General features: G+C 71.8%; 24 protein-coding genes. 13 read left to right on the forward strand and 11 right to left on the reverse strand.

The window, feature by feature from the left end; genetic code table 11:
• The first annotated feature begins 45 nt into the window (after positions 1 to 45).
• The 3 genes from ABZ924_RS06920 to ABZ924_RS06930 all read left to right on the forward strand — a co-directional run bounded on the left by ABZ924_RS06920 (position 46) and on the right by ABZ924_RS06930 (position 2571).
• Positions 46 to 1092 (forward strand): aldo/keto reductase, encoded by a 1047-nt coding sequence (locus tag ABZ924_RS06920; protein WP_361905207.1) that lies wholly within the window; start codon positions 46 to 48, stop codon positions 1090 to 1092.
• A gap of 21 nt (positions 1093 to 1113) precedes the next feature.
• Positions 1114 to 1707, forward strand: coding sequence for a TetR family transcriptional regulator (locus ABZ924_RS06925; protein WP_361905209.1), 594 nt, complete (start codon positions 1114 to 1116; stop codon positions 1705 to 1707).
• Positions 1708 to 1917: 210 nt separating this feature from the next.
• Positions 1918 to 2571, forward strand: a complete 654-nt coding sequence (locus tag ABZ924_RS06930) for a VC0807 family protein (RefSeq protein WP_361905212.1) — start codon at positions 1918 to 1920, stop codon at positions 2569 to 2571.
• A 79-nt stretch (positions 2572 to 2650) separates the two neighbouring features.
• Here ABZ924_RS06930 and ABZ924_RS06935 read toward each other — a convergent pair whose 3' ends face one another.
• Entirely contained in the window at positions 2651 to 4033 is a 1383-nt protein-coding gene (locus ABZ924_RS06935; RefSeq protein WP_361905215.1) for a glycine--tRNA ligase, read from the reverse strand.
• 156 nt (positions 4034 to 4189) lie between these two features.
• On the opposite strand from ABZ924_RS06935, the gene ABZ924_RS06940 reads away from it, so the two are divergent.
• The 4 genes from ABZ924_RS06940 to ABZ924_RS06955 are packed head-to-tail and all read left to right on the forward strand — an operon-like array spanning position 4190 to position 7347.
• On the forward strand, positions 4190 to 5182 hold the full coding sequence (locus ABZ924_RS06940) for a metal ABC transporter substrate-binding protein (RefSeq protein WP_361905218.1): 993 nt from the start codon (positions 4190 to 4192) through the stop codon (positions 5180 to 5182).
• A gap of 23 nt (positions 5183 to 5205) precedes the next feature.
• On the forward strand, positions 5206 to 5997 hold the full coding sequence (locus tag ABZ924_RS06945; RefSeq protein ID WP_361905221.1) for a metal ABC transporter ATP-binding protein: 792 nt from the start codon (positions 5206 to 5208) through the stop codon (positions 5995 to 5997).
• Positions 5997 to 6866, forward strand: coding sequence for a metal ABC transporter permease (locus ABZ924_RS06950; RefSeq protein WP_361905224.1), 870 nt, complete (start codon positions 5997 to 5999; stop codon positions 6864 to 6866). Before ABZ924_RS06945 ends, ABZ924_RS06950 begins: the two co-directional genes overlap by 1 nt.
• 49 nt (positions 6867 to 6915) lie before the next feature.
• Complete coding sequence (locus tag ABZ924_RS06955) at positions 6916 to 7347, forward strand: transcriptional repressor (protein WP_361905227.1); 432 nt, start codon at positions 6916 to 6918, stop codon at positions 7345 to 7347.
• On the opposite strand, the gene ABZ924_RS06960 is transcribed toward ABZ924_RS06955, so the two are convergent.
• The 6 genes from ABZ924_RS06960 to ABZ924_RS06985 form a co-directional block, all read right to left on the reverse strand.
• A complete protein-coding gene (locus ABZ924_RS06960) occupies positions 7344 to 7658 on the reverse strand; it encodes a YcxB family protein (protein ID WP_361905230.1) in 315 nt (104 codons plus the stop codon). The two genes, ABZ924_RS06955 and ABZ924_RS06960, sit on opposite strands and share 4 nt — an antisense overlap.
• A gap of 214 nt (positions 7659 to 7872) precedes the next feature.
• Complete coding sequence (locus ABZ924_RS06965) at positions 7873 to 8430, reverse strand: hypothetical protein (RefSeq protein WP_361905231.1); 558 nt, start codon at positions 8428 to 8430, stop codon at positions 7873 to 7875.
• Positions 8431 to 8629: 199 nt separating this feature from the next.
• A complete protein-coding gene (locus ABZ924_RS06970; protein WP_361905233.1) occupies positions 8630 to 9457 on the reverse strand; it encodes an isoprenyl transferase in 828 nt (275 codons plus the stop codon).
• A 23-nt stretch (positions 9458 to 9480) separates the two neighbouring features.
• Positions 9481 to 10227, reverse strand: coding sequence for a DNA repair protein RecO (gene recO, locus ABZ924_RS06975; RefSeq protein ID WP_361905235.1), 747 nt, complete (start codon positions 10225 to 10227; stop codon positions 9481 to 9483).
• A gap of 83 nt (positions 10228 to 10310) precedes the next feature.
• The gene (locus tag ABZ924_RS06980) at positions 10311 to 11918 is read right to left on the reverse strand and encodes a nucleobase:cation symporter-2 family protein (RefSeq protein WP_361905239.1); all 1608 of its coding nucleotides are present in this window, start codon (positions 11916 to 11918) and stop codon (positions 10311 to 10313) included.
• 508 nt (positions 11919 to 12426) lie between these two features.
• Positions 12427 to 13122 carry a TerB family tellurite resistance protein gene (locus ABZ924_RS06985; RefSeq protein ID WP_361905242.1) on the reverse strand — a complete coding sequence of 232 codons (696 nt, stop codon included), beginning with the start codon at positions 13120 to 13122 and terminating at the stop codon, positions 12427 to 12429.
• A gap of 203 nt (positions 13123 to 13325) precedes the next feature.
• Between ABZ924_RS06985 and ABZ924_RS06990 the strand changes: the two genes are divergently transcribed.
• Complete coding sequence (locus tag ABZ924_RS06990) at positions 13326 to 14084, forward strand: SDR family NAD(P)-dependent oxidoreductase (protein WP_361905245.1); 759 nt, start codon at positions 13326 to 13328, stop codon at positions 14082 to 14084.
• A gap of 94 nt (positions 14085 to 14178) precedes the next feature.
• Here ABZ924_RS06990 and leuA read toward each other — a convergent pair whose 3' ends face one another.
• Entirely contained in the window at positions 14179 to 15942 is a 1764-nt protein-coding gene (gene leuA, locus ABZ924_RS06995; RefSeq protein WP_361905248.1) for a 2-isopropylmalate synthase, read from the reverse strand.
• Positions 15943 to 16308: 366 nt separating this feature from the next.
• Here leuA and ABZ924_RS07000 point away from each other — a divergent pair, with 366 nt between their 5' ends.
• From ABZ924_RS07000 to ABZ924_RS07015, 4 genes are all read left to right on the forward strand, one after another.
• Positions 16309 to 17403, forward strand: a complete 1095-nt coding sequence (locus ABZ924_RS07000; RefSeq protein ID WP_361905251.1) for a M4 family metallopeptidase — start codon at positions 16309 to 16311, stop codon at positions 17401 to 17403.
• A gap of 40 nt (positions 17404 to 17443) precedes the next feature.
• Complete coding sequence (locus tag ABZ924_RS07005; RefSeq protein ID WP_361905254.1) at positions 17444 to 17713, forward strand: protealysin inhibitor emfourin; 270 nt, start codon at positions 17444 to 17446, stop codon at positions 17711 to 17713.
• 27 nt (positions 17714 to 17740) lie between these two features.
• Positions 17741 to 18568 carry a GNAT family N-acetyltransferase gene (locus ABZ924_RS07010; RefSeq protein ID WP_361905257.1) on the forward strand — a complete coding sequence of 276 codons (828 nt, stop codon included), beginning with the start codon at positions 17741 to 17743 and terminating at the stop codon, positions 18566 to 18568.
• Positions 18569 to 18686: 118 nt separating this feature from the next.
• Complete coding sequence (locus tag ABZ924_RS07015; RefSeq protein WP_361905260.1) at positions 18687 to 19397, forward strand: class I SAM-dependent methyltransferase; 711 nt, start codon at positions 18687 to 18689, stop codon at positions 19395 to 19397.
• 29 nt (positions 19398 to 19426) lie between these two features.
• Here ABZ924_RS07015 and era read toward each other — a convergent pair whose 3' ends face one another.
• The 3 genes from era to ABZ924_RS07030 form a co-directional block, all read right to left on the reverse strand.
• Positions 19427 to 20368, reverse strand: coding sequence for a GTPase Era (era, locus tag ABZ924_RS07020; RefSeq protein ID WP_361905263.1), 942 nt, complete (start codon positions 20366 to 20368; stop codon positions 19427 to 19429).
• 44 nt (positions 20369 to 20412) lie between these two features.
• Entirely contained in the window at positions 20413 to 21786 is a 1374-nt protein-coding gene (locus tag ABZ924_RS07025) for a beta-xylosidase (protein WP_361905266.1), read from the reverse strand.
• Positions 21787 to 21886: 100 nt separating this feature from the next.
• The gene (locus ABZ924_RS07030) at positions 21887 to 22891 is read right to left on the reverse strand and encodes a helix-turn-helix domain-containing protein (protein ID WP_361905269.1); all 1005 of its coding nucleotides are present in this window, start codon (positions 22889 to 22891) and stop codon (positions 21887 to 21889) included.
• 71 nt (positions 22892 to 22962) lie between these two features.
• Here ABZ924_RS07030 and ABZ924_RS07035 point away from each other — a divergent pair, with 71 nt between their 5' ends.
• Positions 22963 to 24318, forward strand: a complete 1356-nt coding sequence (locus tag ABZ924_RS07035; protein ID WP_361905272.1) for an MFS transporter — start codon at positions 22963 to 22965, stop codon at positions 24316 to 24318.
• Positions 24319 to 24337: the final 19 nt, after the last annotated feature.

Below are 24337 nucleotides of genomic sequence, written 5' to 3' on the forward strand. Positions count from 1 at the left end.
GTGACAGATATTGAAATCTGTCACTCGTCATGCCATTCTCGTTGCATGACCAAGAACGAGAACACCCGCCGGAGCGCGACCCCCGCCCGGGCCGGACGCACCCTCGGCTCGACCGGTCCGACCGTTTTCCCGCTGGGCCTGGGCTGCATGGGCATGTCCGCCCTCTACGGGGAGGCCGACCGCAGCGAGTCGATCGCGACGATCCACGCCGCGCTGGACGCGGGGATCACGCTGCTGGACACCGGCGACTTCTACGGCATGGGCCACAACGAGCTCCTCATCAACGAAGCCCTGCGCACCGCGCCGGCCGCTGCCCGCGAACAGGCAGTGACCAGCGTGAAGTTCGGCGCCCTGCGGACGGTCGAGGGGGCCTTCACCGGTTACGACGGCCGCCCGGAGGCCGTGAAGAACTTCCTGGCCTACTCGCTCCAGCGGCTCGGCCGGGACCACATCGACATCTACCGGATCGCCCGCGTGGATCCGGCCGTGCCGATCGAGGAGACCGTGGGCGCCATCGCCGAGGCCGTCGAAGCCGGGCACGTGCGGCACATCGGCCTGTCCGAGGTGGGTGCGGACACCCTGCGCCGGGCCGCGGCCGTGGCCCCGATCGCGGACCTCCAGATCGAGTACTCGCTCATCTCCCGCGGCATCGAGGAGGAGATCCTGCCGACCGCCCGCGAGCTCGGCATCGGCATCACCGCGTACGGGGTGCTCTCCCGCGGCCTGATCAGCGGCCACTTCACCCGCGACCGGGAACTGGCTCCGGGCGACTTCCGCGGGATGAGCCCCCGCTTCCAGGGCGGGAACCTCGACCGGAACCTCGAGCTGGTCGAGGCGCTGCGCAAGGTCGCCGAGGGCAAGGGGATCAGCGTGGCGCAGACCGCCATCGCCTGGGTGCTCTCGCGCGGCGAGGACATCGTGCCGCTGGTGGGCGCCCGCCGCCGGGACCGGCTCGCCGAGGCACTCGGTGCCATGGAGGTGGAGCTGACCGCGGCAGACCTCTCGGCGATCGAGGAGGCGGTCCCGGCGGGGTCCGCGGCCGGGGAGCGCTACCCGGCGGCGCAGATGGACCACCTGGACAGCGAGCACTGAGCTGGCGGTACGGTCGTATCCATGTCACCCGCTGCCGCCGAGCCCCTGACCCCCGAGCGCATCCTCGAGACCACCGAGGAGGTGCTGCGGCGCTACGGCCCGACGAAGGCGACCGTCGTGGACGTGGCGCGCGCCCTGGGCGTCAGCCACGGCAGCGTGTACCGGCACTTCCCGTCGAAGGCGGCGCTGCGCGAGGCGGTCACGGACCGGTGGCTCGCCAAGAGCGTCGACCGCCTGGAGGGGATCACCTCGGCGCCCGCCGAGAGCGCCCCCTCCAAGCTGGAGGCGTGGCTCGAGGCGCTCTTCGACGCCAAGCGCCACAAGGCGGGCGACGACCCGGAGCTGTTCGCGACGTACACGGTGCTGCTCGCCGAGAACAGCGGGGTGGTCGACCACCACCTGAGCCAGCTGATCGCCCAGTTGGGCCGGATCATCGCCGAGGGGGTCGCGGCGGGCTCGCTCTCCGCGCCCGATGTGCCGGCCGCCGCCCGGGCGGTGTTCGATGCCACCGGCCGGTTCCACGATCCGCAGTACGCGGGCGAATGGCTCTCGCCCACGATCGGCGAGGAGTTCCACGCCGTGACGTCCCTGGTGATCCGGGGCCTGCGCGCCTGAACTGGCGTGCGTGGGCGCCCCGTTATGCGGAATGAGACACTCCGCACGGTTTGGCGATCATTTGAGCCGTGTCGGCTTGTACATGCCAGCAACAGTTCCTTACGGTCCCCTTACCGCACACTTTTCAGGCACGTTCCAGGGGGAACCTTGTCCACGGCAGCAGTACAGCCCTCACCTCCCGCGCGCTCCGGTGGAGCAGCCGCGGTCGGCTTGATCCTGACCATCGCGCTCAGCGTGGTCGCACCGATCATCACCTACAACACGCTCGTCGACGACCACGGTTGGAGCGAGGCCTCGGCGCTGCTGGTCAGCGGCGCCTGGCCGATCCTCGACAGCATCATCATGGTGGCCTGGCGGCGCAAGCTGGACGAGTTCGCCATCGTCACCCTGGTGTTCCTGGGGATCACCGCCGCCGTCTCCCTCATCGGCGCCAACTCCACCCGGGCCCTGCTGATCAAGGACTCGGCCGTCACGGGGCTGTTCGGGCTCCTGTGCCTGGCCACGCTGCTCGCGCCGCGTCCGCTGATGTTCTACTTCGGCCGCAAGTTCGGCACGGACGGCACCCCGGCGGGCGTGGCGTACTACAACGGCCTGTGGCAGTTCGAGGGCTTCCGCAAGGCCCAGCGCCACATCACCCTGGTCTGGGGCGTGGCCTACCTGATCGAGGCGGCGGTCCGGATCGCCCTGTCGTACGCCCTGGCCACCTCCACCATGGTGACCCTGAGCCCGTTCATGATCTACGGGACGCTCGGCGGCCTCGCCGTGTGGACCATGAGGTTCGTCAAGCGCACCAAGGCGGAGGGCGCCAAGCGGGCCGCCGCGGCGGCGGCCGCTGCCGAGCAGGCCGGCAGCTCCGCGGCCTGACCAGCCGCCCGCAGCACAGACAAGACCGGTGGCCCGGTGCGCGGATCGCGCACCGGGCCACCGGCCGTTCAAGCGGGACCTAGCAGCCGAGCAGGCGGCTGCCGAGGTAGGCCTGGATCTGGTCCAGGGAGACGCGCTCCTGCTTCATGGTGTCGCGCTCGCGCACGGTCACGGCGTTGTCGTCCAGGGTGTCGAAGTCGACGGTGACGCAGAACGGCGTACCGATCTCGTCCTGGCGGCGGTAGCGGCGGCCGATGGCGCCCGCGTCGTCGAACTCGATGTTCCAGTTCTTGCGCAGGTCGGCTGCGAGGCCCTTGGCCTTCGGCGACAGCTGCGCGTTGCGGGACAGCGGCAGGACGGCGACCTTGATCGGGGCCAGGCGCGGGTCGAGGCGCATCACGGTGCGCTTCTCCATGACGCCCTTGGCGTTCGGGGCCTCGTCCTCGTTGTACGCGTCGAGCATGAACGCGAGCATGGCGCGGTTGACGCCGGCCGCCGGCTCGATGACGTACGGGGTGTAGCGCTCACCGGCTTCCTGGTCGAAGAAGGTGAGGTCCTGGCCGGAGGCCGCGGAGTGGGCCTTCAGGTCGTAGTCCGTGCGGTTGGCGATGCCCTCGAGCTCGGAGAACTCGCTGCCGCCGAAGTTGAAGCGGTACTCGATGTCGGCGGTGCGCTTCGAGTAGTGGGACAGCTTCTCCTTCGGGTGGTCGTACCAGCGGATGTTCTCCTCGCGGATGCCCAGGTCGCGGTACCAGTTCCACCGCTCCTGCATCCAGTACTCCTGCCACTGGTCGTCCTCGCCCGGCTTGACGAAGAACTCCATCTCCATCTGCTCGAACTCGCGGGTGCGGAAGATGAAGTTGCCCGGCGTGATCTCGTTGCGGAAGGACTTGCCCATCTGGGCGATGCCGAACGGCGGCTTCTTGCGCGAGGAGGTCTGCACGAGGGCGAAGTTGGTGAAGATGCCCTGGGCGGTCTCGGGGCGCAGGTACGCCTTGGAGCCGGTGTCCTGGGTCGGGCCGAGGTGGGTCTCCAGCATGCCGGAGAACTGCTTCGGCTCGGTGAACTGGCCCTTCACACCGCAGTTGGGGCAGTTGACGTCGGCCAGGCCGTTCTCGGGGAGGCGGCCGTGCTTGGCCTCGTACGCCTCTTCGAGGTGGTCGGCGCGGTGGCGCTTGTGGCAGGAGGTGCACTCGGTCAGCGGGTCCGAGAAGGTCGCGACGTGGCCCGACGCCACCCAGACCTCGGGGGCCAGGATCACGGAGGAGTCGATGCCGACGATGTCCTCACGCCCGGTGACCATGGCCTTCCACCACTGGCGCTTGATGTTCTCCTTGAGCTCGACACCCAGCGGACCGTAGTCCCAGGCAGCCCTGGAGCCGCCGTAGATCTCACTGCAGGGGTAAACGAAGCCACGGCGCTTGCTCAGGCTGACGATGGTTTCGATCTTGTCGGCGGCCACGGTGCTCTCTTCATTACGAGGACGAACGGCGAATGCCTCAGGTTACCGGCGTCCGCACCCCCCCTTTCAACTCGGATACCCCTCCACGGCGCGGGCACCCCTGCCCTCCACCAGGCTTTTTGACAACGGTTTCCATATTTGATGAAAATGGATGTCATGAACGCACGCCGCCTCATACCCGCCGCCGCCCTCGCCGGGGCCGTCGCCCTCGGTTCCACCGCCCTCACCGCCTGCTCCGGGGCCTCCGGCGCAGGCGGCGGCAAGGACGGCAAGCTCGCCGTGACGGCGTCGTTCTACCCCCTGCAGTTCCTCGCCGAGCAGATCGGCGGGGACCACGTCAGCGTCTCCTCGCTCACCAAGCCCGGCGTCGAGCCGCACGACCTGGAGATCACCCCCAAGCAGACCGGCCGGCTCGGCCAGTCCGACGTGATCGTCTACCTCAAGGGCCTGCAGCCCGCCGTGGACAAGGCCGTCGAGCAGGCCGGCGTGAAGAACGTCGTCGACGCCGCCGCCCTGACCGCACTGGAGGCCCACGGCTCCGCCGGCCACGACCACGCCCACGAGGGCGCGGGCGAGCACGCCGAGGACCACGCGGGCGGCCACGACCACGACCACGGCGGCGAGGGCGGCAAGGACCCGCACGTCTGGCTCGACCCGGTGAAGTACGCCGAGATCGCCAAGGGCGTCGGCGCGGCCCTGGAGAAGGCCGACCCCGGCCACGCGGCGGACTACCGGAAGAACACCGACGAGCTGACCGGCAAACTCGGCGCCCTCGACGCGGAGTTCAAGGACGGCCTGGCGAACAGCGCCTCGAAGACCTTCATCACCACCCACTCCGCCTTCGGCTACCTCGCCGAGCGCTACGGCCTCGACCAGGAGGGCATCTCCGGCGTCGACCCCGAGTCCGAGCCGAGCCCGGCCCGAATGAAGGAGCTCCAGGAGCTGGCGAGGAAGGAGAATGTCTCCACCGTGTTCTTCGAGACCCTCGCCAGCGACAAGACGGCCAAGGCCCTCGCCGGCGACACGGGCCTGAAGACGGACGTCCTCGACCCGCTCGAGGGCATCACCGACACGTCCCAGGGCGCCGACTACTTCGAGGTCATGCGGTCCAACCTGAAGAACCTCCAGAAGGCGCTCGGCAGCAAGTGAAGGCAGTAACGGAGGCGCGTGCCATGCAGTCCCAGCCCGACCAGGCAACGGACCAGCCCGTCATATCCCTGCGCGGGGCCACCGCCTCGCTGGGCTCGCGCCCGGTGCTGCGCGGGGTCGACCTCACCGTCCGGCGCGGCGAGGTCGTCGCGCTGCTCGGGGCCAACGGCTCCGGCAAGTCCACCGCCGTGCGCGCCGTCGTCGGCCAGGTGCCGCTGTCCGGCGGCGAGCTGGCCCTGTTCGGCACCGACTTCAAGCGCTTCCGCGCCTGGTCGCGGATCGGGTACGTCCCGCAGCGCACGACCGCGGCCAGCGGCGTCCCCGCCACCGTCCGCGAGGTCGTCTCCTCCGGCCGGCTGGCCCGCACCCGCTTCGGGGTCCTGCGGGGGGCCGACAGGGCCGCCGTCGAGCGGGCCCTGGCCCTGGTCGGCATGGACGCGCACGCCGGTGCCTCCGTCAACGCGCTCTCGGGCGGACAGCACCAGCGCGTGCTGATCGCCCGGGCGCTCGCCGTCGAGCCCGAGCTGTTGATCATGGACGAGCCGATGGCCGGCGTCGACCTCGGCAACCAGGAGGTCCTGGCGAACGCCGTGCGCGAGCAGGTCGCCGCCGGCACGACCGTCCTGCTCGTCCTGCACGAGCTGGGCCCCCTGGAGCCGCTGATCGACCGGGCCGTGGTGCTGCGCGACGGCTGCGTCGTCCACGACGGGCCGCCGCCGGAGGCCGTGGGCCAGCACGCCCTGCCCGGCCACGACCACGTACACCCCCACGCGGCGCACGACGCCGAGCCCCTGCGGACGGGACTGCTGAGCTGATGGAATTCCTCGACTTCGCCTTCATGCAGCGGGCCCTGCTCGCGGCCGTCCTGGTCGGCATCACCGCGCCCGCGATCGGCACCTACCTCGTCCAGCGGCGCCAGGCCGTCATGGGCGACGGCATCGGCCACGTGGCCATGACCGGTGTGGCGCTCGGCTTCCTGCTGAACGCCAGCCCGGTGTGGATCGCCACCCTGGTCGCCGTCGTGGGCGCCGTCGGCATGGAGCTGATCCGCTCCCGCGGCCGCACCAGCGGCGACATCGCGCTCGCCATGCTCTTCTACGGGGGCCTCGCCGGCGGCGTGATGATCATCAACCTGGCTCCGGGCGGCTCCACGGCCAATCTGACCAGCTACCTCTTCGGCTCGATCACCACCGTCTCACCCGAGGACGTCACCGCGGTCGTGGTCCTCGCGGCCTTCGTCGTCGCCGTCACCGTGGGCCTGCGCCGCCAGCTGTTCGCCGTCTGCCAGGACGAGGAGTTCGCCCGCGTCACCGGGCTTCCTGTGCGCTTCCTGAACCTGCTGATCGCGGTCACCGCCGCCGTCACCGTCACCGTCGCGATGCGCATCGTCGGCCTGCTGCTGGTCAGCGCCATGATGGTGATCCCGGTCGCGGCCGCCCAGCGCGTCACCCGCGGATTCACCGCCACCCTGGCCGTCGCCATGGGCATCGGCGTGCTCGTCTCGCTCTCCGGCACGATCGCGACGTACTACATCGACGCGCCGTCCGGCGGCACCATCGTGCTGCTGGCCATCGGCGTCTTCATGGTGATGACCGCCCTGTCCGCGCCGCTGGCCCGGCGCCGGGCCTCGGCGGCCCGGGCCGCCGAAGAGGTCTGCACGCGCGACGACGTGAAGGTCCAGTAAGGGCGGCCGCCTGGCACAATTGGGCCGAGGCCGATACGAGGAGGAACCGGTGGCGACTGCGCCTGGCGAGACGAATACCGCGCCAGTACGAGGACGATCCACCCGGCAGCGGGCAGCGGTCGCGGCGGCGCTGGACGAGGTGGACGAGTTCCGCAGCGCCCAGGAGCTGCACGACATGCTCAAGCACCGCGGTGACTCCGTGGGCCTGACCACGGTCTACCGCACCCTCCAGTCCCTCGCCGACGCCGGGGAGGTGGACGTGCTGCGCACCAGCGACGGCGAGTCCGTCTACCGGCGCTGCTCCACCGGGGACCACCACCACCACCTGGTCTGCCGCGGCTGCGGCAAGGCCGTCGAGGTGGAGGGCCCGGCGGTGGAGAAGTGGGCGGAGGCGATCGCCGCAGAGCACGGCTTCGTGAACGTCGCCCACACGGTGGAGATCTTCGGCACCTGCGCCGACTGCGCCTCCGCCGCCTCCTAGAGCCGCCGCAGGTTCGCGTCCAGCGTCGCCCGCAGCCGGTCGAGGTCCTCGGGGACCAGGGCGCCCCTTTTGGGCAGCCAGCCCAGGTTCCCGTTGTCGAAGGCCCGGACGAACAGGTTCCGGGTCTCGGTCCAGCCGGTGCACTGGTCCCAGCGGGTGGCCTCCGCCGTCCCGTCCGGACGGTGGTTGCGCATCCCCAGCCCGCTGATCGCGCACCGGTACTCGGGGTACTCCGCAGCCCAGGCATACCACCGGCGCGCCGTCCGCCACTGGAGCAGCGACAGGGACAGAGCCCCGAGGGCCGCTGCCACCCCGGTCGAAAAGGTCAGGCCCCCGGGCTCACGTCCCGGCCGTGCTCGACCACGGTGTCCACGGCGCCTGCCAGCGGGAGCAGGACCAGCCAGAAAAGCAGCTGCAGACGACCCCTGGGCGTCCTCACGGCGCGCCACCGGAGCACTTCCCGCGCGTCGCCGCGCGCAGCCCCGTAGTACAGCTCCACCGTCCGGGGGCGCCGGCGATCTCCACTTAGATGCGCTCCAGGTTGGCGTCCAGGAGCGCGCGCAGCCGGTCGACGTCCTCGGGGTGCCGGACGCCGCGCTTGGGGAGGACCGTCATGGACGCCGCGCGCTTGGCGATGTCGAGCGTGACGAAGACGTCGTCCGTTTCGGCGTAGACGGGCTGTGCGGTCCAGTGCATGCGGGAGGAGTACCGCTGCGTGGTCACGCTGATCCCGGAGCCGTCGACGACGGTCCGGGTCTGCCCCGCCTTCGCCAGCATCCCGGCGAAGGCGCGCGCCTGGAGTCGGGGTCCGAAGATCGAGAGCCCGCACAGCAGCAGGCCCGCCCCGAGGAACATCACCGCCTTCGACCCGGCGGGCTGCCCGCTCAGCAGGGCACTGCCGCCCAACAGGGCCGAGAGGCCGCCGAGCAGCGGCATCAGCCACCGCTGCCGGCGCAGTGCGGGCGTCGCCCGGGTGCGGACCCGGATGGCCTGCGTGAGATCGGCTGTGGTGACCTCGTAGACGAGCTCGACGCCTTCCCCGGCCCCGGCCGCCGCAGCCGGCTCCACTTCATCCATGTGCATGACAGCGGAGCCTACAACCGCGGCAGGTTCCGGGCGATCATCGCCCGCAAGGCCTCCCGCTCGGCCGGGTTACGTATAGCGCGCTTGGGTAGCCAGCCGAGGTCACCGGTCGCCCGGTAGTACGCCTCGATGGGCCGCCCTGCATCCGCCGCCGCCCCGGCTTCCGTGTTCACGACACGGAAGCCCAAGGCGTACCCGGTCAGCCGGCGGAGCCGTCCGGTTCCACCTGGTTGGGGACGGCGCCGCCGAAGCGGCGGTCACGCTGGGCGAACTCCAGGCAGGCCTGCCACAGGTGGCGCCGGTCGAAGTCCGGCCAGAGCACGTCCTGGAAGACCATCTCGGCGTAGGCGCTCTGCCAGATCAGGTAGTTGGAGGTGCGCTGCTCGCCGCTGGGGCGCAGGAACAGGTCCACGTCCGGCATGTCCGGGTAGTACAGGTACTTCGCGAGGGTCTTCTCGGTGACCTTCGACGGGTCCAGCCGCCCGGCCTTGACGTCCTCGGCGAGCGCCTGGGCGGCGTCGGCGATCTCGGCGCGGCCGCCGTAGTTCATGCAGAAGTACAGCGTCAGCTTGTCGTTGCCCTTGGTCTGCTCCTGCGCGACCTGCAGCTCCTTGGCCACCGACTTCCACAGCTTGGGCATCCGGCCCACCCAGCGCACCCGGATGCCGAGCGAATCGAGCTGGTCGCGGGTCTTGCGGATGAAGTCGCGGTTGAAGTTCATCAGGAAGCGCACCTCGTCGGGCGAGCGCTTCCAGTTCTCGGTGGAGAAGGCGTAAAGAGAGATGTTCTTGACGCCCATCTCTATGGCGCCCTGGAGGACGTCGAGGACCCGCTCGGCGCCCACCTTGTGGCCCTCGGTGCGCGGCAGGCCGCGCTCCTTGGCCCAGCGGCCGTTGCCGTCCATCACGATGGCGACGTGCTCCGGGACCAGCTCACCCGGGATCTTCGGGGGCCGGGCACCGGAGGGGTGCGGCTCGGGAAGCGTGTACTCGCGGCGGGAGCGTCCCAGGAATCCGCGTACTGCCATGGCGCTTTGGTCTCCGATCTCGGTCACTTCTCTACGTAACGCAAGGAGCGCAGTCCGCGCTCCAGATGCCAGTGCAGATAGGCGGAAACGAGTCCGCTCCCCTCGCGCACGTACCGCGGTTCCGCCGCGTCGGCGGTTGCCCAGTCCCCCGTGAGCAGGGCGCTGAGCAGCCCGATGGCCTCAGCAGATGGTACGACGCTGCCGCCGACCCGGCAGTCCCCGCAGACGACCCCGCCCGCGGAGACCGAGAAGTGCCGGTTGGGGCCGTGGATGCCGCACTTCGCGCAGTCCTCGAAGCTGGGCGCGTAGCCGTTGACGGCGAGGGAGCGCAGCAGGAAGGCGTCGAGGATGAGGTTCGGGTCGTGCTCGCCGCGCGAGAGGGTGCGCAGGGCGCCGATGAGCAGCAGGTACTGCTGCACGGCGGGCTCGCCCTCGTTCTCGGTGAACCGCTCGGCGGTCTCCAGCATCGCGGTGCCGGCGGTGTAGCGGGCGTAGTCGGTGACGATGCCGTTGCCGTACGGGGCGATGATCTCGGTCTGGGTGCACAGCGGGAGGGTGCGGCCGACGAGCTCACTGCCGCGGGCGAAGAACTGCACGTCGGCGTGGGAGAAAGGTTCCAGCCGGGCGCCGAACTTCGACTTGGTGCGCCGCACCCCGCGGGCGACGGCCCGCACGCGTCCGTGGCCGCGGGTCAGCAGCGTGATGATGCGGTCCGCCTCGCCGAGCTTCTGGGTGCGCAGCACGATGCCGTCGTCGCGGAACAGACTCATGTGCCCATTGTCGCCTGTGCGGGCACAGCGACGGCCCTCCGTCCGGACACGTCCGGGCGGAGGGCCGTCACCCCTTGGGAGGATCAGGAGGCGGGTGCGGCGGCTTCGTCCGCGTCCGGCTTCTTCTCGGCGTCGGCGGCCCCGTCCGTGCCCGCGTCGGCGACGACGGCCACGGCGACGGTGCTGTCGACGGACTCGGCGGGATCGGCGGACTCATCGGTGTCGGCGGACTCAGCCGTGTCGGCTGACTCGGCGGATGCGGCCGGCTCGGCGCCGTCCTTCGGGGCTGCCGCCTGGGCGGGCAGCTCTGCCCGGGGGGCGGCGTTGTGCGCGTCGTCCCTGCCCAGGCCGTTGAAGATCAGGTTGAGCGCGATCGCGGCCGTGGCACCGAGCGTGACACCGCTGTTGAGCAGCGAGGACAGGTCGGCGTTCATGTGCTCCTTGAAGAACACCGGGACGGTGGCCGGGAGCAGCGCGAAGGCCAGGGAGACACCCACGATCAGGGCGTTCTTCTCCTCTTTCAGGTCGACCTTGCCCAGGGTCTGGATACCGGCCAGGGCCACCATCGCGAACATCACGGTCGCGGCGCCGCCGAGGACGGCGTGCGGCACGGAGGCGACGATCGCGGCGGCCTTGGGCAGCAGGCCGAGCAGGATCATGAAGGCGCCCGCGGCGACCACCACGAACCGGCTCTTGACCTTGGTCATCCGCACCAGGCCGACGTTCTCGGCGAAGGCCACGTACGGGAAGGAGTTGAGGACGCCGCCGAGGGCGGTGGCGGCGCCGTCGGCCCGCAGGGCGCGGGCGACGGTCTCGCTGTCGACCTCCTTGCCGACGATGTCGCCGACCGCGTAGGTGTCACCGGTGGTCTCGACCATGGTGATCAGCATGACGATCAGCATCAGGACGATCGGGAACCACTCGAACTTCGGCGCCCCGTAGTGGAAGGGCGTGGTGACGCCCACCCAGTCGGCCTTGCCGACGTCGCCGAACTTCGCGTCGCCGAGCAGGAAGGCGACGACGGTGCCGCCGACCAGGCCGAGCAGGATCGCGATGCTGGACAGGAACGGCCGGCCGAGCTTCATCAGGACCAGGATGAAGAGCATGGTGCCGCCGGCGTAGGCGAAGTTCTTCGGGTCGCCGAAGTCGGGGCTGCCGAGGCCGCCCGCGGCGTCGTTGAGGCCGACCGGGATGAGCACGATGCCGAGCACCGTGATCACCGAGCCGGTGACCACCGGCGGGAACAGCCGCATCACGGCCCGGAAGGCCTGCGGGGGCAGCCAGGCGAACGCGAAGGTCGCGATGCCGGCCGTGATGACGGCGCCGTAGATGACGAGGAGGGCGGCGGTCCCGCCGCCGGCTCCGAGGCCGATGGCGATCATCGGCGACACCGCGGTGAAGGTGACGCCCTGGATCAGGGGCAGGCGCGCGCCGATCCGGCCGATGCCCCAGGCCTGGATGATCGAGGCGATGCCGCAGGTGAAGAGGTCGGCGTTGATGAGGTAGACCAGCTGCTCCGTGGAGAGCTTGAGGGCTCCGCCCACGATGATCGGCACGATGACCGCGCCTGCGTAGAACGCCAATACGTGCTGGAAGCCGTAGAGGGCGAGTTTGGGAAGGGGGAGCACCTCGTCGACCGGGTGGGTGCTCTGCTCTCCGGTTTCGGGGAGCCGGGCGGCGACACGTGCCATCTCTGCCTTGCCCTTCAAGAGGTAGGTAATCGAGAGGAATTTCTGGTTATCCCCGGTCGAAGTGGGTCGCTATCCCGTTGGTTCGCCAGGGTTTCAGTTGCGTTCACGTGGAATCGAACCCCCGCTGTGTTACCGGCAGAGTTTCGTCGTGTGACCGGAATTGAACGCCTGTGGGAGAGCCCACAGATATCGGAGACTTCTACAAATTGTTGACCTTGAAGGGGTTCAACTTTGTGGGTTCAGCCAATGGCGGATCCCCCGCTCGGCGCGGTAAGGACTGAGACCTCCCAAGCCCTCTTCACCCCGTGCACGAATGCGAAGGCAGGTGCTCCGACGTGCACGTATGCACTTAGCGCCAGGCCTCGCGGCAAATACGAAAGGACCGCTCCGGGTGTCCACGTGGTGGAATCACCGATGCCGGAGCGGTCCTCGAATGGCGCGAATTCAGCGGCGCGAGGCCGGATCGTTACCTCATACCGGGCGGTTACTGCCGGGTTTCGGCCGGATTTCAGGGCGCGCTGACCGCCGACAGCAGCCGGCTCACCTCGTCGGAGCCGATTCTCAGGGCCGCGCCCACCGTGGCGAGCACCTCCCGCTCGGCCGGCGTGTAGGGGCCGTCCGCGAGGGCGATGCGGGCCCCCTGGAGCAGGATCGACTCCCGGCCGGGCCCGACCAGGTGCGGCGCCAGCGGTTCCAGCGCCTCGTGCAGCTCGATGGCGAGCGCCGCGCCGCAGCAGTCCGGGGCGTCGTAGAGCCCGAGCCGGCCCTCGTCACGGGCCAGGGCCTCCACGAGGGACTCCAGCTGCTCCTGCGTGCAGTCCTGGAAGCCCGCGGCCCGTACGGCCGACACGGCGGCGTCCAGCGCCCCGCGGGCACAGGTGCCGCCCGCCGCGAGCACGGCCAGGGCCACGGTGTGCACGGCGTCGCGCAGCAGCGCCGAGAAGCGGGTGGTGGTGAGGTGGTCGAGGACCTCGGTGTCGAAGCGCTCGCGGCAGCCCTGGCACTCCACGACGGGCCCGGCCTGCCCGCGCGGCAGCAGCGGGACCCCGAGGACGGTGAACCGGCGGCGTCCGGTGCGCCGGCGGTAGTTGCGGTCGCCGCCGCAGTCGGGGCAGAAGAACTCCCCGTCGCCCACGGTGCTCCACGTGGTGCGGATGCCCCAGACCGTCAGCTTCCGGCCGTCCCCACCCCGAACTGGCAGCACGTCGCACCTCCGTATCTCCCCCGCGGCCCTGCGGGCGCGGGCGGGAACCCCGGGCAGCGTAGCCCGGGTTGGCGTGATGTTAGCCACATCGGTGAGGCTTCGTCAGTCGTGTGACAAGACAACATGTGCCGCCGCGCGCAGTTGGCCGGTCTGCGCCCCCGCGCCTCCCCCGGCCGTGCGCCCGTTGTCCCTACGCTCGCCGCGTGAACGAGAAATCCTGTCTGGTCACCGGCGCCGCGAGCGGGATCGGCCGCGCCACCGCCGCCCTGCTGGCCCGCTCCGGCGCCCGCGTGACGGCGGCCGACATCAACGGCCCCGGGGTGCGTGCCGTGCGTACGGAACTGGCCGCGGAGGGGTTCGACATCGCCGTGGTCACCGGGGACGTCGCCGATCCCGAGGCCAACCGGGCGATGGTGCGGGCCGCGGTCGACGCGTACGGGCGGCTCGACGTCGCCGTGGCGAACGCCGGGGTGCTCCCCCTTTCGGACCTGCGGGAGACCACTGCCCAGGACTGGGACCGGGTCATGGCGATCGACGGCCGCGGGATGTTCCTGACCTGCAAGTACGCCATCGAGACGATGACCGCGCAGGAGGCTCCGGGCGGGGCGGTGGTGTGCGTGTCCTCGATCTCGGGCGTGGCCGGACAGGCCCGGCAGGCGGCCTACGGGCCGGCGAAGTTCGTGGCCTCGGGGCTGACCAAGCACCTCGCGGTGGAGTGGGCGGCGCGGGGCATCAGGGTCAACGCGGTGGCCCCGGGAACCATTCGTACGGAGCGGGTGCGGGCGCTGGCGGACGAGCCGGGCGGGCCGGAGTACCTCGAGGAGATGTCCGCCGCCCACCCGATGGGCCGGCTCGGCGAGCCGGAGGAGGTCGCGCGCGTCATCGCATTCCTGGCGTCCGACGCGGCTTCGTTCGTGACGGGCGTGGTGCTCCCGGTGGACGGCGGCTACCTCGCCCGTTGACGGCGGCCGGCCCGCGGCCGGGAACGCCTACGGCACCGCCCCGCCCCCTCCTGGCACGAGGGGACGGGGCGGCGCGTCGCGGGAGCCCGGCGGGTCAGCGGCCCGCGCGGTTCACCGCGGAGATGACCGCCTTCAGGGAGGCGCGGGTGGTGTTGGCGTCGATGCCGATGCCCCACAGGACGCGGCCGTCGATGGCGCACTCGATGTAGGAGGCGGCGACGGCGGAGGCGCCCTCGCTCATCGTGTGCTCGGTGTAGTCCAGCAGGCGGGCGTCGACGCCGATGCCGGCCAGCGCGTCGAAGAAGGCCGAGATCGGACCGTTGCCGGTGCCGTTCAGGACCGTCTCCACGCCGTCCACGACCGCCTCGACGGTCAGCGTGTCGGTGCCGTCCTTGTCGGTCGCCGTCGAACCGGAGCGCAGCTGGATGCGGCCCCACGGGTTCTCCGGGTTGGGCAGGTACTCGTCCGAGAAGATGTCCCAGATCGCCTTCGGCGTGACCTCGCCGCCCTCGGCGTCGGTCTTGGCCTGGATGATCCTGGAGAACTCGATCTGCATGCGGCGCGGCAGGTCCAGCTTGTGGTCGTTCTTCAGGACGTACGCGATGCCGCCCTTGCCGGACTGCGAGTTGACCCGGATGACCGCCTCGTAGGAGCGGCCGACGTCCTTGGGGTCGATCGGCAGGTACGGCACCGCCCACTCGATCTCGTCGACGGTCTTGCCCTGGGCGGCCGCGTCGGCCTCCATGGCGTCGAAGCCCTTCTTGATGGCGTCCTGGTGGGAGCCGGAGAAGGCCGTGTAGACCAGGTCGCCCGCGTACGGGTGGCGCGGGTGGACCGGCATCTGGTTGCAGTACTCGCTGGTGCGGCGGATCTCGTCGATCTGGGAGAAGTCGATCTGCGGGTCGATGCCCTGCGAGAACAGGTTCATGCCCAGCGTGATCAGGTCGACGTTGCCGGTGCGCTCGCCCTGCCCGAACAGGCAGCCCTCGATGCGGTCGGCGCCGGCCATCAGGGCCAGCTCGGCGGCGGCGACGGCGGTGCCGCGGTCGTTGTGCGGGTGCACGGAGATGCAGATGTGCTCGCGACGGGTCAGGTGGCGGGCCATCCACTCGAAGCGGTCCGCGTGCGTGGACGGCGTCGAGCGCTCCACGGTGGCGGGCAGGTTCAGGATGATCTCGCGGCCGGGGCCGGGCTGCCAGACGTCGCAGACGGCCTCGCAGACCTCCAGGGCGAAGTCCAGCTCGGTGTCGGTGAAGATCTCCGGGCTGTACTGGTAGCCGAAGACGGTCTCGGGGCCCAGCAGCTTCTCGGCGTACTCCATGACCAGGCGGGTGCCGTCGACGGCGATCTGCTTGATCTGCTCCTTGGAGCCGCGGAAGACCACCCTGCGGAAGGTCGGGGCGGTCGCGTTGTACAGGTGGACGGTGGCGCGCTTGGCGCCCACCAGCGACTCCACGGTCCGCTCGATCAGGTCCTCGCGGGCCTGGGTCAGCACGGAGATGGTGACGTCGTCCGGGATCGCGCCCTCTTCGATGATGGAGCGTACGAAGGCGTAGTCGGTCTCGCCGGAGGAGGGGAAGCCGACCTCGATCTCCTTGTAGCCCATGCGCACCAGCAGGTCGAACATCTCGCGCTTGCGGGCGGGGGTCATCGGGTCGATCAGCGACTGGTTGCCGTCGCGCAGGTCGGTGGAGAGCCAGCGGGGCGCCTTGGTGACGCGGGCGTCGGGCCAGGTACGGCCCGGCAGGTCGACCTGCTCGTAGAAGCCGTACTTGTGGATCGGCATGCCGGAGGGCTGCTGGGTGTGGGTCGCGTTGGTGATGGGCGTGGGGCGACCGACAAAAGGCTGCTGGCTCATGACGTTGGGCTCCTCGCGTGTCCGCGTGTAGTTCGCTGGGACGGCCGACTTCCGGTCGTAAAAACCGCAACACCAAACTCCGCGGGGAGGGGGTCGGCCTACGACTACAGACCCTCGCCGCGGCAGCTAAGGAGAAGCAGCCCGAAACGCATGATGGACCGAGCCTAGCCGAGCCGCGCCGTGACGCGAGGACCTGTTTCAGTATGCAAGACCCCCCTGTCCGTTTTGTACCGAATGTGAGCTACGTCTCCGCCGACCGCCCGAGGTCCGGTCGATCCGTCAATGCACCGCGACGGCTTTCAGACAACCGAATGAATCATGGTTGCAGGTAGTGACAGCGACATGACCCACTGCCACATTGCCGGGATGGATGCCTCCCACGCTTTCGCCTCCGCCCACGGCCTCGGCCGCACCCACCGCCACCCCGTCTTCTGCACCGTCGTGCCGCCGCACCTCCTCGACAAGGCCGCGCAGTCCCAGCGCGCCGGGCGCGCCGACGCCGCGCTGCGCACCCTCGAACACGACGCCGCCCTGCGCACCCGGCGCCGGATCACCGCGGTCCGCGCCGTGGCGCCGGCCGCGGTGGCGTCCGCCGACGACGACCCGCGCAGGACCGTCTACGACGCCCAGCACCGCACCCGGCTGCCCGGCAGGAAGGTCCGCGCGGAGGGCCAGGACCCGGTCAAGGACGCCACCGTGAACCGCGCGTACGCCGGCCTGGGCGCCACGTACGAGCTGTTCCTGAAGGCCTTCGGTCGGCGCTCGATCGACGGCGCCGGACTGGCCCTCGACGCGAGCGTCCACTACGGCCAGGACTACAACAACGCCTTCTGGGACGGCAGCCAGATGGTCTTCGGCGACGGGGACGGCGACCTGTTCGTCGATTTCACGGTGTCGGTGGACGTCATCGGGCACGAGCTGACGCACGGCGTCACCCAGTACACCGCCAACCTGGAGTACCACGGCCAGTCGGGCGCGCTGAACGAGTCGATGTCCGACGTCTTCGGCTCCCTGATCAAGCAGTACTCGCTGGACCAGACCGCCGAGGAGGCCGACTGGCTGATCGGCGCCGGACTGCTCGGCCCGGACGTCAGCGGGGTGGCCCTGCGCTCGATGAAGGCCCCGGGCACCGCGTACGACGACGACGAGCTCGGCAAGGACCCGCAGCCGGCCACGATGGACGGCTACGTGAAGACCTCCGGCGACAACGGCGGCGTGCACATCAACTCCGGCATCCCCAACCACGCCTTCTACCTGGCCGCCACCGAGCTCGGCGGCAAGGCCTGGGAGCGGGCCGGGCGGATCTGGTACGACACGCTGACCGGCGGGGAGCTGGCCTCCGACGCCACGTTCAAGGACTTCGCGCGCCTGTCCACGGCGGCGGCCGTCGCCCGCTTCGGCGAGGGCGGCGCGGAGCACCAGGCGCTGCAGAAGGCGTGGTCGACGGTCGGCCTGGGCTGAGCTGCCCCGTCCGGGACGGCGACCGGGGTAGAAAGGCGGCATGCGGATTCTGGTGGTGCGGACGGGCGGTTTCGCGGGCATCGAGCGCCGGGCCGAGGTGGACACCTCGGGCCGACCCGACGAGGACGAGTGGCGGGCCCTGGCCCAGCTGGCGCTGCGGCCCGCCGCGCCGCCCTCGGCCGCGGACCGGGTGCGCGACGGCTTCTCGTACCGGATCACGGTCGACGGGCGGACGGTGACCTGCCACGATCCGCACCTGTCCGACGCCCAGCGGGCCCTGATCTCCCGGGTCCTCAAAGAAGGTGCCTGAGCAGGGCGTCTTTGTTTGGATGGCGGGATGACACCCGCCTTCTTGTCCCGGCTCGAGCAGTACTACGACACCGTGCCGCGCGTGGGAGGTGCGCGGGCCGAGGACTTCGGCCCGCTGACCCTCTTCGTCCGGGAGGGCGCGGGCTGGCCGTACTACGCACGGCCCGCACTCGGCAGCTGCGGCGCCGGCCCGGCCGACGTGCAGCGCGTCCTGGCCCGCCAGAGGGAGCTGGACGTGCGCCGGGCCTTCGAATGGGTGGCCGAAACCAGTCCCTGGCTGCGGGGCCCCGTCGAGGCGGCCGGGCTGCGCGTCCACGCGCATCCGCTGATGGTGCTGGAGCCGTCCGCGCCGCGGCCTCCCGCGCACCCGGACGTCCGCCTCCTCGGCGCGGACGACCCGCTCCTGCGGGCCGCGGTGACGGTGCCGATGCTGGCCTTCGCCGACCCGGGAACCGCCGTCGGCGCGGCGGGGCCGGCCGAGCTGGCCGCGGCGGCGGCCGATCCCGCCGTCGAGGCCCGCCGGGGCGCTGTCGCCGAGATGCTGGCGTCCGGCCGCACCGCGATGGCGGTGGCGGTGCAGGACGGCGTGGTCCTGGCCGCGGGCCAGTACAACCCGGTCGGCGACGTCGCCGAGGTCGCCGGCGTCGGCACCCTCCCGGCCGCACGCCGCCGCGGCCTGGCCCTCGCCGTCACCTCGGCCCTGGTCGCCGACGCCCTCGCCCGCGGCGCCCGTACGGTCTTCCTCTCGGCCGGCGACGAGGCGGTGGCCCGGATCTACGCCCGGGCGGGCTTTCGCACCGTGGCCACGGCCCTCATCGCGGAAGCGGCGGCGGACGGGGGGACGGCCGGGGCGTAGCGGGGCACGGCTGCGTGCGGGGCTTGCCGAAACGGCAAAGGTCTTTGGCGGTGCTGCGGCGGGCGGCGCAGCATCGGGGACGTACGCAGCCCCCGACCGAGCACAGGAAGGGACCCCCGTGTCCGAGCACAGCCCCCGCCACCCGCATGCGCCCGCCCACGACCACTCCCACACCCACCACCACGGCGGGACCCCCGCCGAGACGCCCTCCGGTGACCGGGCGTTCTGGGACTCCCGCTACAGCGAGAGCGACCGCATCTGGAGCGGCAGGCCCAACGCGGACCTCGTCCGCGAGGTCGAGGGGCTCGCCCCCGGCCGCGCCCTCGACCTCGGCTGCGGCGAGGGCGCCGACGCCGTCTGGCTGGCCCGCCGGGGCTGGCAGGTCACCGGAACCGACATCTCGGGCGTGGCCCTGGAGCGGGCCGCCGCGCACGCCGCCGAGGCGGGCGTCGCCGACCGCATCGAGCTGCGGCAGCACGACCTCGCCGAGTCCTTCCCGCCCGGGGAGTTCGACCTCGTCTCGGCCTGCTTCCTGCACAACTACGGGGACTTCCCCCGCGCCCGGGTCCTGCGGACCGCCGCGGCGGCCGTGGCCCCCGGCGGGATCCTGCTGGTGGTCGGCCACGGCGGGTGGGCCACCTGGCAGCAGGAGGAGGGGCGCCCGGGGATCGACTTCCCGACCCCGGACGAGGTCCTCGCCCAGCTGGAGCTACCCGAGGGTGCCTGGGAGGTCCTGCGCGCGCAGGAGTACGTGCGTGAGCAGAACGGCCCCGACGGCCGGGCCGGGACCCGGGCCGACAACACCGTGAAGGTGCGCCGGCTCCCGTAGGGCGGGCCGGCCCTGCTGGCAGGCGGGTCCTAGAAGCCGAGCTTGCGCAGCTGCTTGGGGTCGCGCTGCCAGTCCTTGGCGACCTTCACGTGCAGGTCCAGGAAGACGGGGGTGCCGAGCAGCGCCTCGATGTGCTTGCGCGACTTCATCCCGACCTCCTTCAGGCGGGAGCCCTTCGGGCCGATGATGATGCCCTTCTGGCTCGGCCGCTCGATGTAGACGTTGGCGTGGATGTCGAGCAGCGGCCGGTCCGCCGGGCGGTTCTCCCGGGGGATCATCTCCTCCACCACGACGGCGATGGAGTGCGGGAGCTCGTCGCGCACGCCCTCCAGGGCGGCCTCGCGGATCAGCTCCGCGACCATCACCATCTCGGGCTCGTCGGTGAGGTCGCCCTCCGGGTACAGCGGCGGGCTCTCCGGCAGCATCGGCGCGATCAGGTCGGCCAGCAGCTGGACCTGGTTGTCGCCGACGGCGGAGACGGGGACGATCTCGGCCCACTCGATGCCGAGCTCGTCGCCGAGCTGCTGGATCGCGATGAGCTGCTCGGCGAGCTGCTTGGACTCGACCAGGTCGGTCTTGGTCACGATGGCGATCTTGGGGGTCTTCTTGATCCCCGCGAGCTCCTTGGCGATGAACTTGTCGCCGGGCCCGAGCTTCTGGTCGGCGGGCAGGCAGAAGCCGATGACGTCGACCTCGGCCCAGGTGGTGCGCACGACGTCGTTCAGCCGCTCGCCGAGGAGCGTGCGCGGCTTGTGCAGACCCGGGGTGTCGACCAGGACGAGCTGGGCGTCGGGGCGGTGCACGATGCCGCGGACGGTGTGGCGGGTGGTCTGCGGCCGGTTTGAGGTGATCGCGACCTTGGTGCCCACGAGTGCGTTGGTCAGGGTCGACTTCCCCGCGTTGGGGCGGCCGACGAAGCAGGCGAAGCCCGCACGGTGCGGGCCGGTGGACTCGGGGGAACGATCGCTCATACGGGCCATTCTCCCCGATGCCGCTCCCGGCGCCGACCAGGCGGTCACGAGAGGGTCAGGGTGAGGACCGCCGTGTACGCGCCCGGCGGGGTGTAGGGCGGGATGTGGAGGGTGACCTCGGCGTCGACCGTGAACCTGCCGCCGGCGGGCGGGGCACCGGCCTGCGCGCCGTCGGCCTGCGGGGCGCCGGCCGTGGTTGCGAGGACCGCGCCCTGCGGGCCGACCGTCCCGGCGCTGCCCGGGGTGCAGCGCCCGGGGCCGCCCGCCGCGGCCGTGCACCGCGGGGTCCAGCTCAGCGACGCTCCCGGGACGCGGACGCCGTCCGGGCCCGTGAGCTCGCTGACCCTGCCCGTCAGCGTCCATCCGGCCGCCGGTCCCCCGCGGGTGTCCTCGATCGTGACGGTGCCGATCCGGCCGGGCGCGGCGGCCCCGCTGCCGTACGCGACCCGGCCCAGGGTGATCGCCTCGCCCGCCTGGCTCATCGTCAGCCCGCCCGGACCCGGCTCGACCACCGCCGTCATCCGCTGCGTGCCGATCGGCGGCGGTACGGGGGCCGGGTCCAGGACCGTGTACGCCGCCGGGCCCGAGCCCTGCTGCGCCGACCAGGCCGTGCCCTCGTACGCGACGACCGCCGTGGTCTCCCGGTCGGTGACCGGGAGCTCCGCCCGGACCGCGCCCCGGACGTCCGCCGTGGCGCGCACCCGGTCCGCGGTCTCGGCGGCGCCCGCCCGGCCGGCCACCGTGACGGGCGCGCCCGGGGCGAAGCCGGCGCCGGTGACGGTGATCCGGGCGCCCGGCTTCCCGGCGGCGGTGGCGAGCGAGACCGACCGGAGGTTGGCCAGGGGCAGCGGGGTCGCGGTGAGCCGGGCGGAGACCGGGCTCCCGGTGGTGGTGCAGACGGTGTCGAACCCGGGCAGGCGCCTTGCGTGCAGGGTGTAGCCCGCCGGGGCGAGGGTGACCTCGCCGGGGGCGGTGGCGGTGAACGTGCCGGTCATGGTGAGGGCGGGCAGGGCCGCACCGGCCGGGACCGGGTCGTGGCGCCCGGCGCCGACCACGGTGACCGCGCCGGTCTGCGCGCCGCCCAGCAGTACGCGCCCGGTCGGGACCAGCGCGTCGGCCGGGAGCTCGGCCGACAGCGGGTTGACGGCAGGGGTGGCTGCCACCCGGTACGTCACGGTGACCGAGTCGCCGGCGCGGGGCCGCGGGTTGTCGACGGTGATCCGGGCCGTGGTCGGCCCGTCGGCGGGTGGGAGCCCGCTCTCCCGGGGCGGTAGGCAGTGCGTCGGGAACTCCACCCGGCCCGGCAGCGCTTCCCCCTCGGCAGCGGCAGGAGGGCCGAGCGCGCCCCCGGCGGCGGCCGCGAGCGCGGCCAGGCCGAAGGCCGCCGCCCCTCTCCTGCTGCCCGCCGCTCTTCGCACTGCCCGCCCCCAGGGTTCTTTCGTCGCGCCGAGGTGGGGCCATTCACGAGCGGGCCGCGGGAGAAGTCAATGCACGGCCCCCGCACCAACTGATGGCCCATCAGGAGATGGCAGGATCCGCCCCTCCGCCGGCCGCGGACCCCGCCCTGAACGTGCGCCGGTACGCCGTCGGGCTCACGCCCAGCGCGGCCTGCACGTGCTTGCGCAGCGACTGGGCCGTCCCGAACCCGGCCTCCCGCGCCACCTGTTCCATCGGCAGGTCCGTCTGCTCCAGCAGGCCCCGAGCCCGCTCCACCCGCTGCCGGAGGATCCACTCGCCGGGGCTGATCCCGGCCTCCTCCCGGAACCGGCGGGTGAAGGTCCGTACCGACATGGACTCCTGCTTCGCCAGATCGGCCAGCCGTACCGGCTCGTGCAGCCGGTCCAGCACCCAGGCGCGGGCCGCCCGGGTGCTGGCGAGCTGCGGCTGCGGCACGGGCCGCTCGATGAACTGGGCCTGCCCGCCGTCCCGGTGCGGCGGTACGACGGTCCGCCGGGCCACGTCGTTGGCGACGGCCGCACCGTGGTCGCGGCGCACGATGTGCAGGCACAGGTCGATGCCCGCGGCGACCCCGGCGGAGGTCAGCACGTCCCCGTCGTCCGTGTACAGCACGCCGGGGTCCACCCGTACGGCCGGGAAGAGGCGCTGGAAGTGCTCGGCGTGGGACCAGTGGGTGGTGGCGGGGCGGCCGTCGAGGCGGCCCGCGGCGGCGAGGACGTAACCGCCGGTGCAGATGGAGACGAGCCGGGTGCCGGGCCGGACACGGTCGAGGGCGCCGGCGAGCTCGTCGGTCAGCACGCCCTCCTCGTACACCGGCCCGAGCTCGTACGAGGCGGGCACGACCACGGTGTCGGCGGTGGCCAGCAGTTCGGGGCCGTGCTCGACGGTGATGGTGAAGTCGGCGTCGGTCTGTACGGGTCCGGGGGCGAGTGCGCAGGTCAGGATCTCGTACAGGGGCCGCCCGGCGGCATCCTTCGCACGGCCGAAGATCCGGTGCGGGATGCCGAGTTCGAAGGGCAGCAGGCCGGGGAGGGCGAGGACGACGACACGGTGCACGGCGGTCATGGCCCGATCGTATCGAAGGGTGTCGGTCAGGCCACTGTCCTGTGGAGCCCTTCCGGCCGGATCCTGACGGCGTGACGCAGACAGCCCCCTCCTCCACGCCCCCGGCCACCCCGCCCTCCGACCTCGCCTCCGACCTCCCCTCCGACCCTGCCTCCCCCACCGCCGCGCGCGGGCGCATCCACCGGGCCTGGTTCGTCGCGGCCGTCACCTTCGTGACGATCATCGGCGCCGCCGCCTTCGCCTCCCTGCCCGGCCTGCTCATCGAGCCGCTGCACGAGGAGTTCGACTGGTCGCGGGGCACGATCGGCTTCGCCGTCTCGGTCAACCTGGCCCTGTACGGGCTCACCGCGCCCTTCGCCGCGTCGCTGATGGACCGCTTCGGCATCCGCCGGGTGGTGGCGGTGGCCCTGCTGGTGATCTCCGCCGGCTCGGTCGCCACGGTGTGGATGACCGCCGCCTGGCAGCTGGTGCTGTTCTGGGGCGTGCTGGTGGGCCTCGGCAGCGGCTCCATGGCGCTGGCGTTCGCGGCGACCGTGACCAACCGCTGGTTCACCGCCCGGCGCGGCCTGGTCACCGGCATCCTGACCGCGGCCGGGGCCTCCGGCCAGCTGATCTTCCTGCCGCTGCTGTCCTGGCTGGTGGAGCACCACGGCTGGCGGCCGGCCGCGGTGACCGTATCGCTGGCGGCGCTGTCGGTGGTCCCGTTCGTGTGGCTGCTGCTGCGCGACCACCCGGCCGACGTGGGCCTCGCCCCGTACGGCGGCGCGTACACGGCGAAGCCGGCTCCGGTGCCGGGCGCGGCGCGGCGGGCGGTGGCGGTGCTGTTCCGGGCGGCGCGGACCGGCCCGTTCTGGCTGCTGGCGGGTACCTTCGCGATCTGCGGTGCCTCGACCAACGGCCTGGTCAAGACGCACTTCGTGCCCGCGGCCCACGACCACGGCATGCCGGTGACGGCGGCCGCCGGGCTGCTGGCGGTGATCGGTGTGTTCGACGTCGTCGGCACGATCGCGTCCGGCTGGTTCACCGACCGGTTCGAGGCGCGGCGGCTGCTGGCCGTCTACTACGCCCTGCGCGGGGTCTCGCTGCTCTTCCTGCCGATGCTGCTGGCTCCGTCCGTGCACCCGCCGATGGTGTTCTTCATCGTCTTCTACGGGCTGGACTGGGTCGCCACGGTCCCGCCGACGATCGCCCTGTGCCGCGAGCACTACGGGGACGACAGCGCGATCGTCTTCGGCTGGGTCCTGGCCTCGCACCAGGTGGGCGCCGCGGTGGTGGCGTTCCTGGGCGGCCTCGCGCGGGACGTCTTCGGCTCGTACGACCTCGTCTGGTACGCCTCGGGGGCGCTGTGCGCGATGGCCGCGCTGATGGCGATGGTGATCCGGCGCGGCCGGGCCGCTGCCGCAGCAGCGCACCCGGCGGCCGCGTAGCCCCGCCGGGTGCCGGCGG

Origin of the sequence: Streptomyces sp. NPDC046876 (assembly GCF_040645035.1) — a bacterium.
Lineage (GTDB): Bacteria > Actinomycetota > Actinomycetes > Streptomycetales > Streptomycetaceae > Streptomyces.

Coding starts and splice junctions, on each gene's coding strand:
- ABZ924_RS06920 (WP_361905207.1), top strand. CDS start 46: ATGACCAAGAACGAGAACACCCGCCGGAGCGCGACCCCCGCCCGGGCC.
- ABZ924_RS06925 (WP_361905209.1), top strand. CDS start 1,114: ATGTCACCCGCTGCCGCCGAGCCCCTGACCCCCGAGCGCATCCTCGAG.
- ABZ924_RS06940 (WP_361905218.1), top strand. CDS start 4,190: ATGAACGCACGCCGCCTCATACCCGCCGCCGCCCTCGCCGGGGCCGTC.
- ABZ924_RS06945 (WP_361905221.1), top strand. CDS start 5,206: ATGCAGTCCCAGCCCGACCAGGCAACGGACCAGCCCGTCATATCCCTG.
- ABZ924_RS06950 (WP_361905224.1), top strand. CDS start 5,997: ATGGAATTCCTCGACTTCGCCTTCATGCAGCGGGCCCTGCTCGCGGCC.
- ABZ924_RS06965 (WP_361905231.1), bottom strand. CDS start 8,430: ATGCACATGGATGAAGTGGAGCCGGCTGCGGCGGCCGGGGCCGGGGAA.
- ABZ924_RS06970 (WP_361905233.1), bottom strand. CDS start 9,457: ATGGCAGTACGCGGATTCCTGGGACGCTCCCGCCGCGAGTACACGCTT.
- recO (WP_361905235.1), bottom strand. CDS start 10,227: ATGAGTCTGTTCCGCGACGACGGCATCGTGCTGCGCACCCAGAAGCTC.
- ABZ924_RS06980 (WP_361905239.1), bottom strand. CDS start 11,918: ATGGCACGTGTCGCCGCCCGGCTCCCCGAAACCGGAGAGCAGAGCACC.
- leuA (WP_361905248.1), bottom strand. CDS start 15,942: ATGAGCCAGCAGCCTTTTGTCGGTCGCCCCACGCCCATCACCAACGCG.
- ABZ924_RS07000 (WP_361905251.1), top strand. CDS start 16,309: ATGGATGCCTCCCACGCTTTCGCCTCCGCCCACGGCCTCGGCCGCACC.
- ABZ924_RS07005 (WP_361905254.1), top strand. CDS start 17,444: ATGCGGATTCTGGTGGTGCGGACGGGCGGTTTCGCGGGCATCGAGCGC.
- ABZ924_RS07010 (WP_361905257.1), top strand. CDS start 17,741: ATGACACCCGCCTTCTTGTCCCGGCTCGAGCAGTACTACGACACCGTG.
- era (WP_361905263.1), bottom strand. CDS start 20,368: ATGAGCGATCGTTCCCCCGAGTCCACCGGCCCGCACCGTGCGGGCTTC.
- ABZ924_RS07030 (WP_361905269.1), bottom strand. CDS start 22,891: ATGACCGCCGTGCACCGTGTCGTCGTCCTCGCCCTCCCCGGCCTGCTG.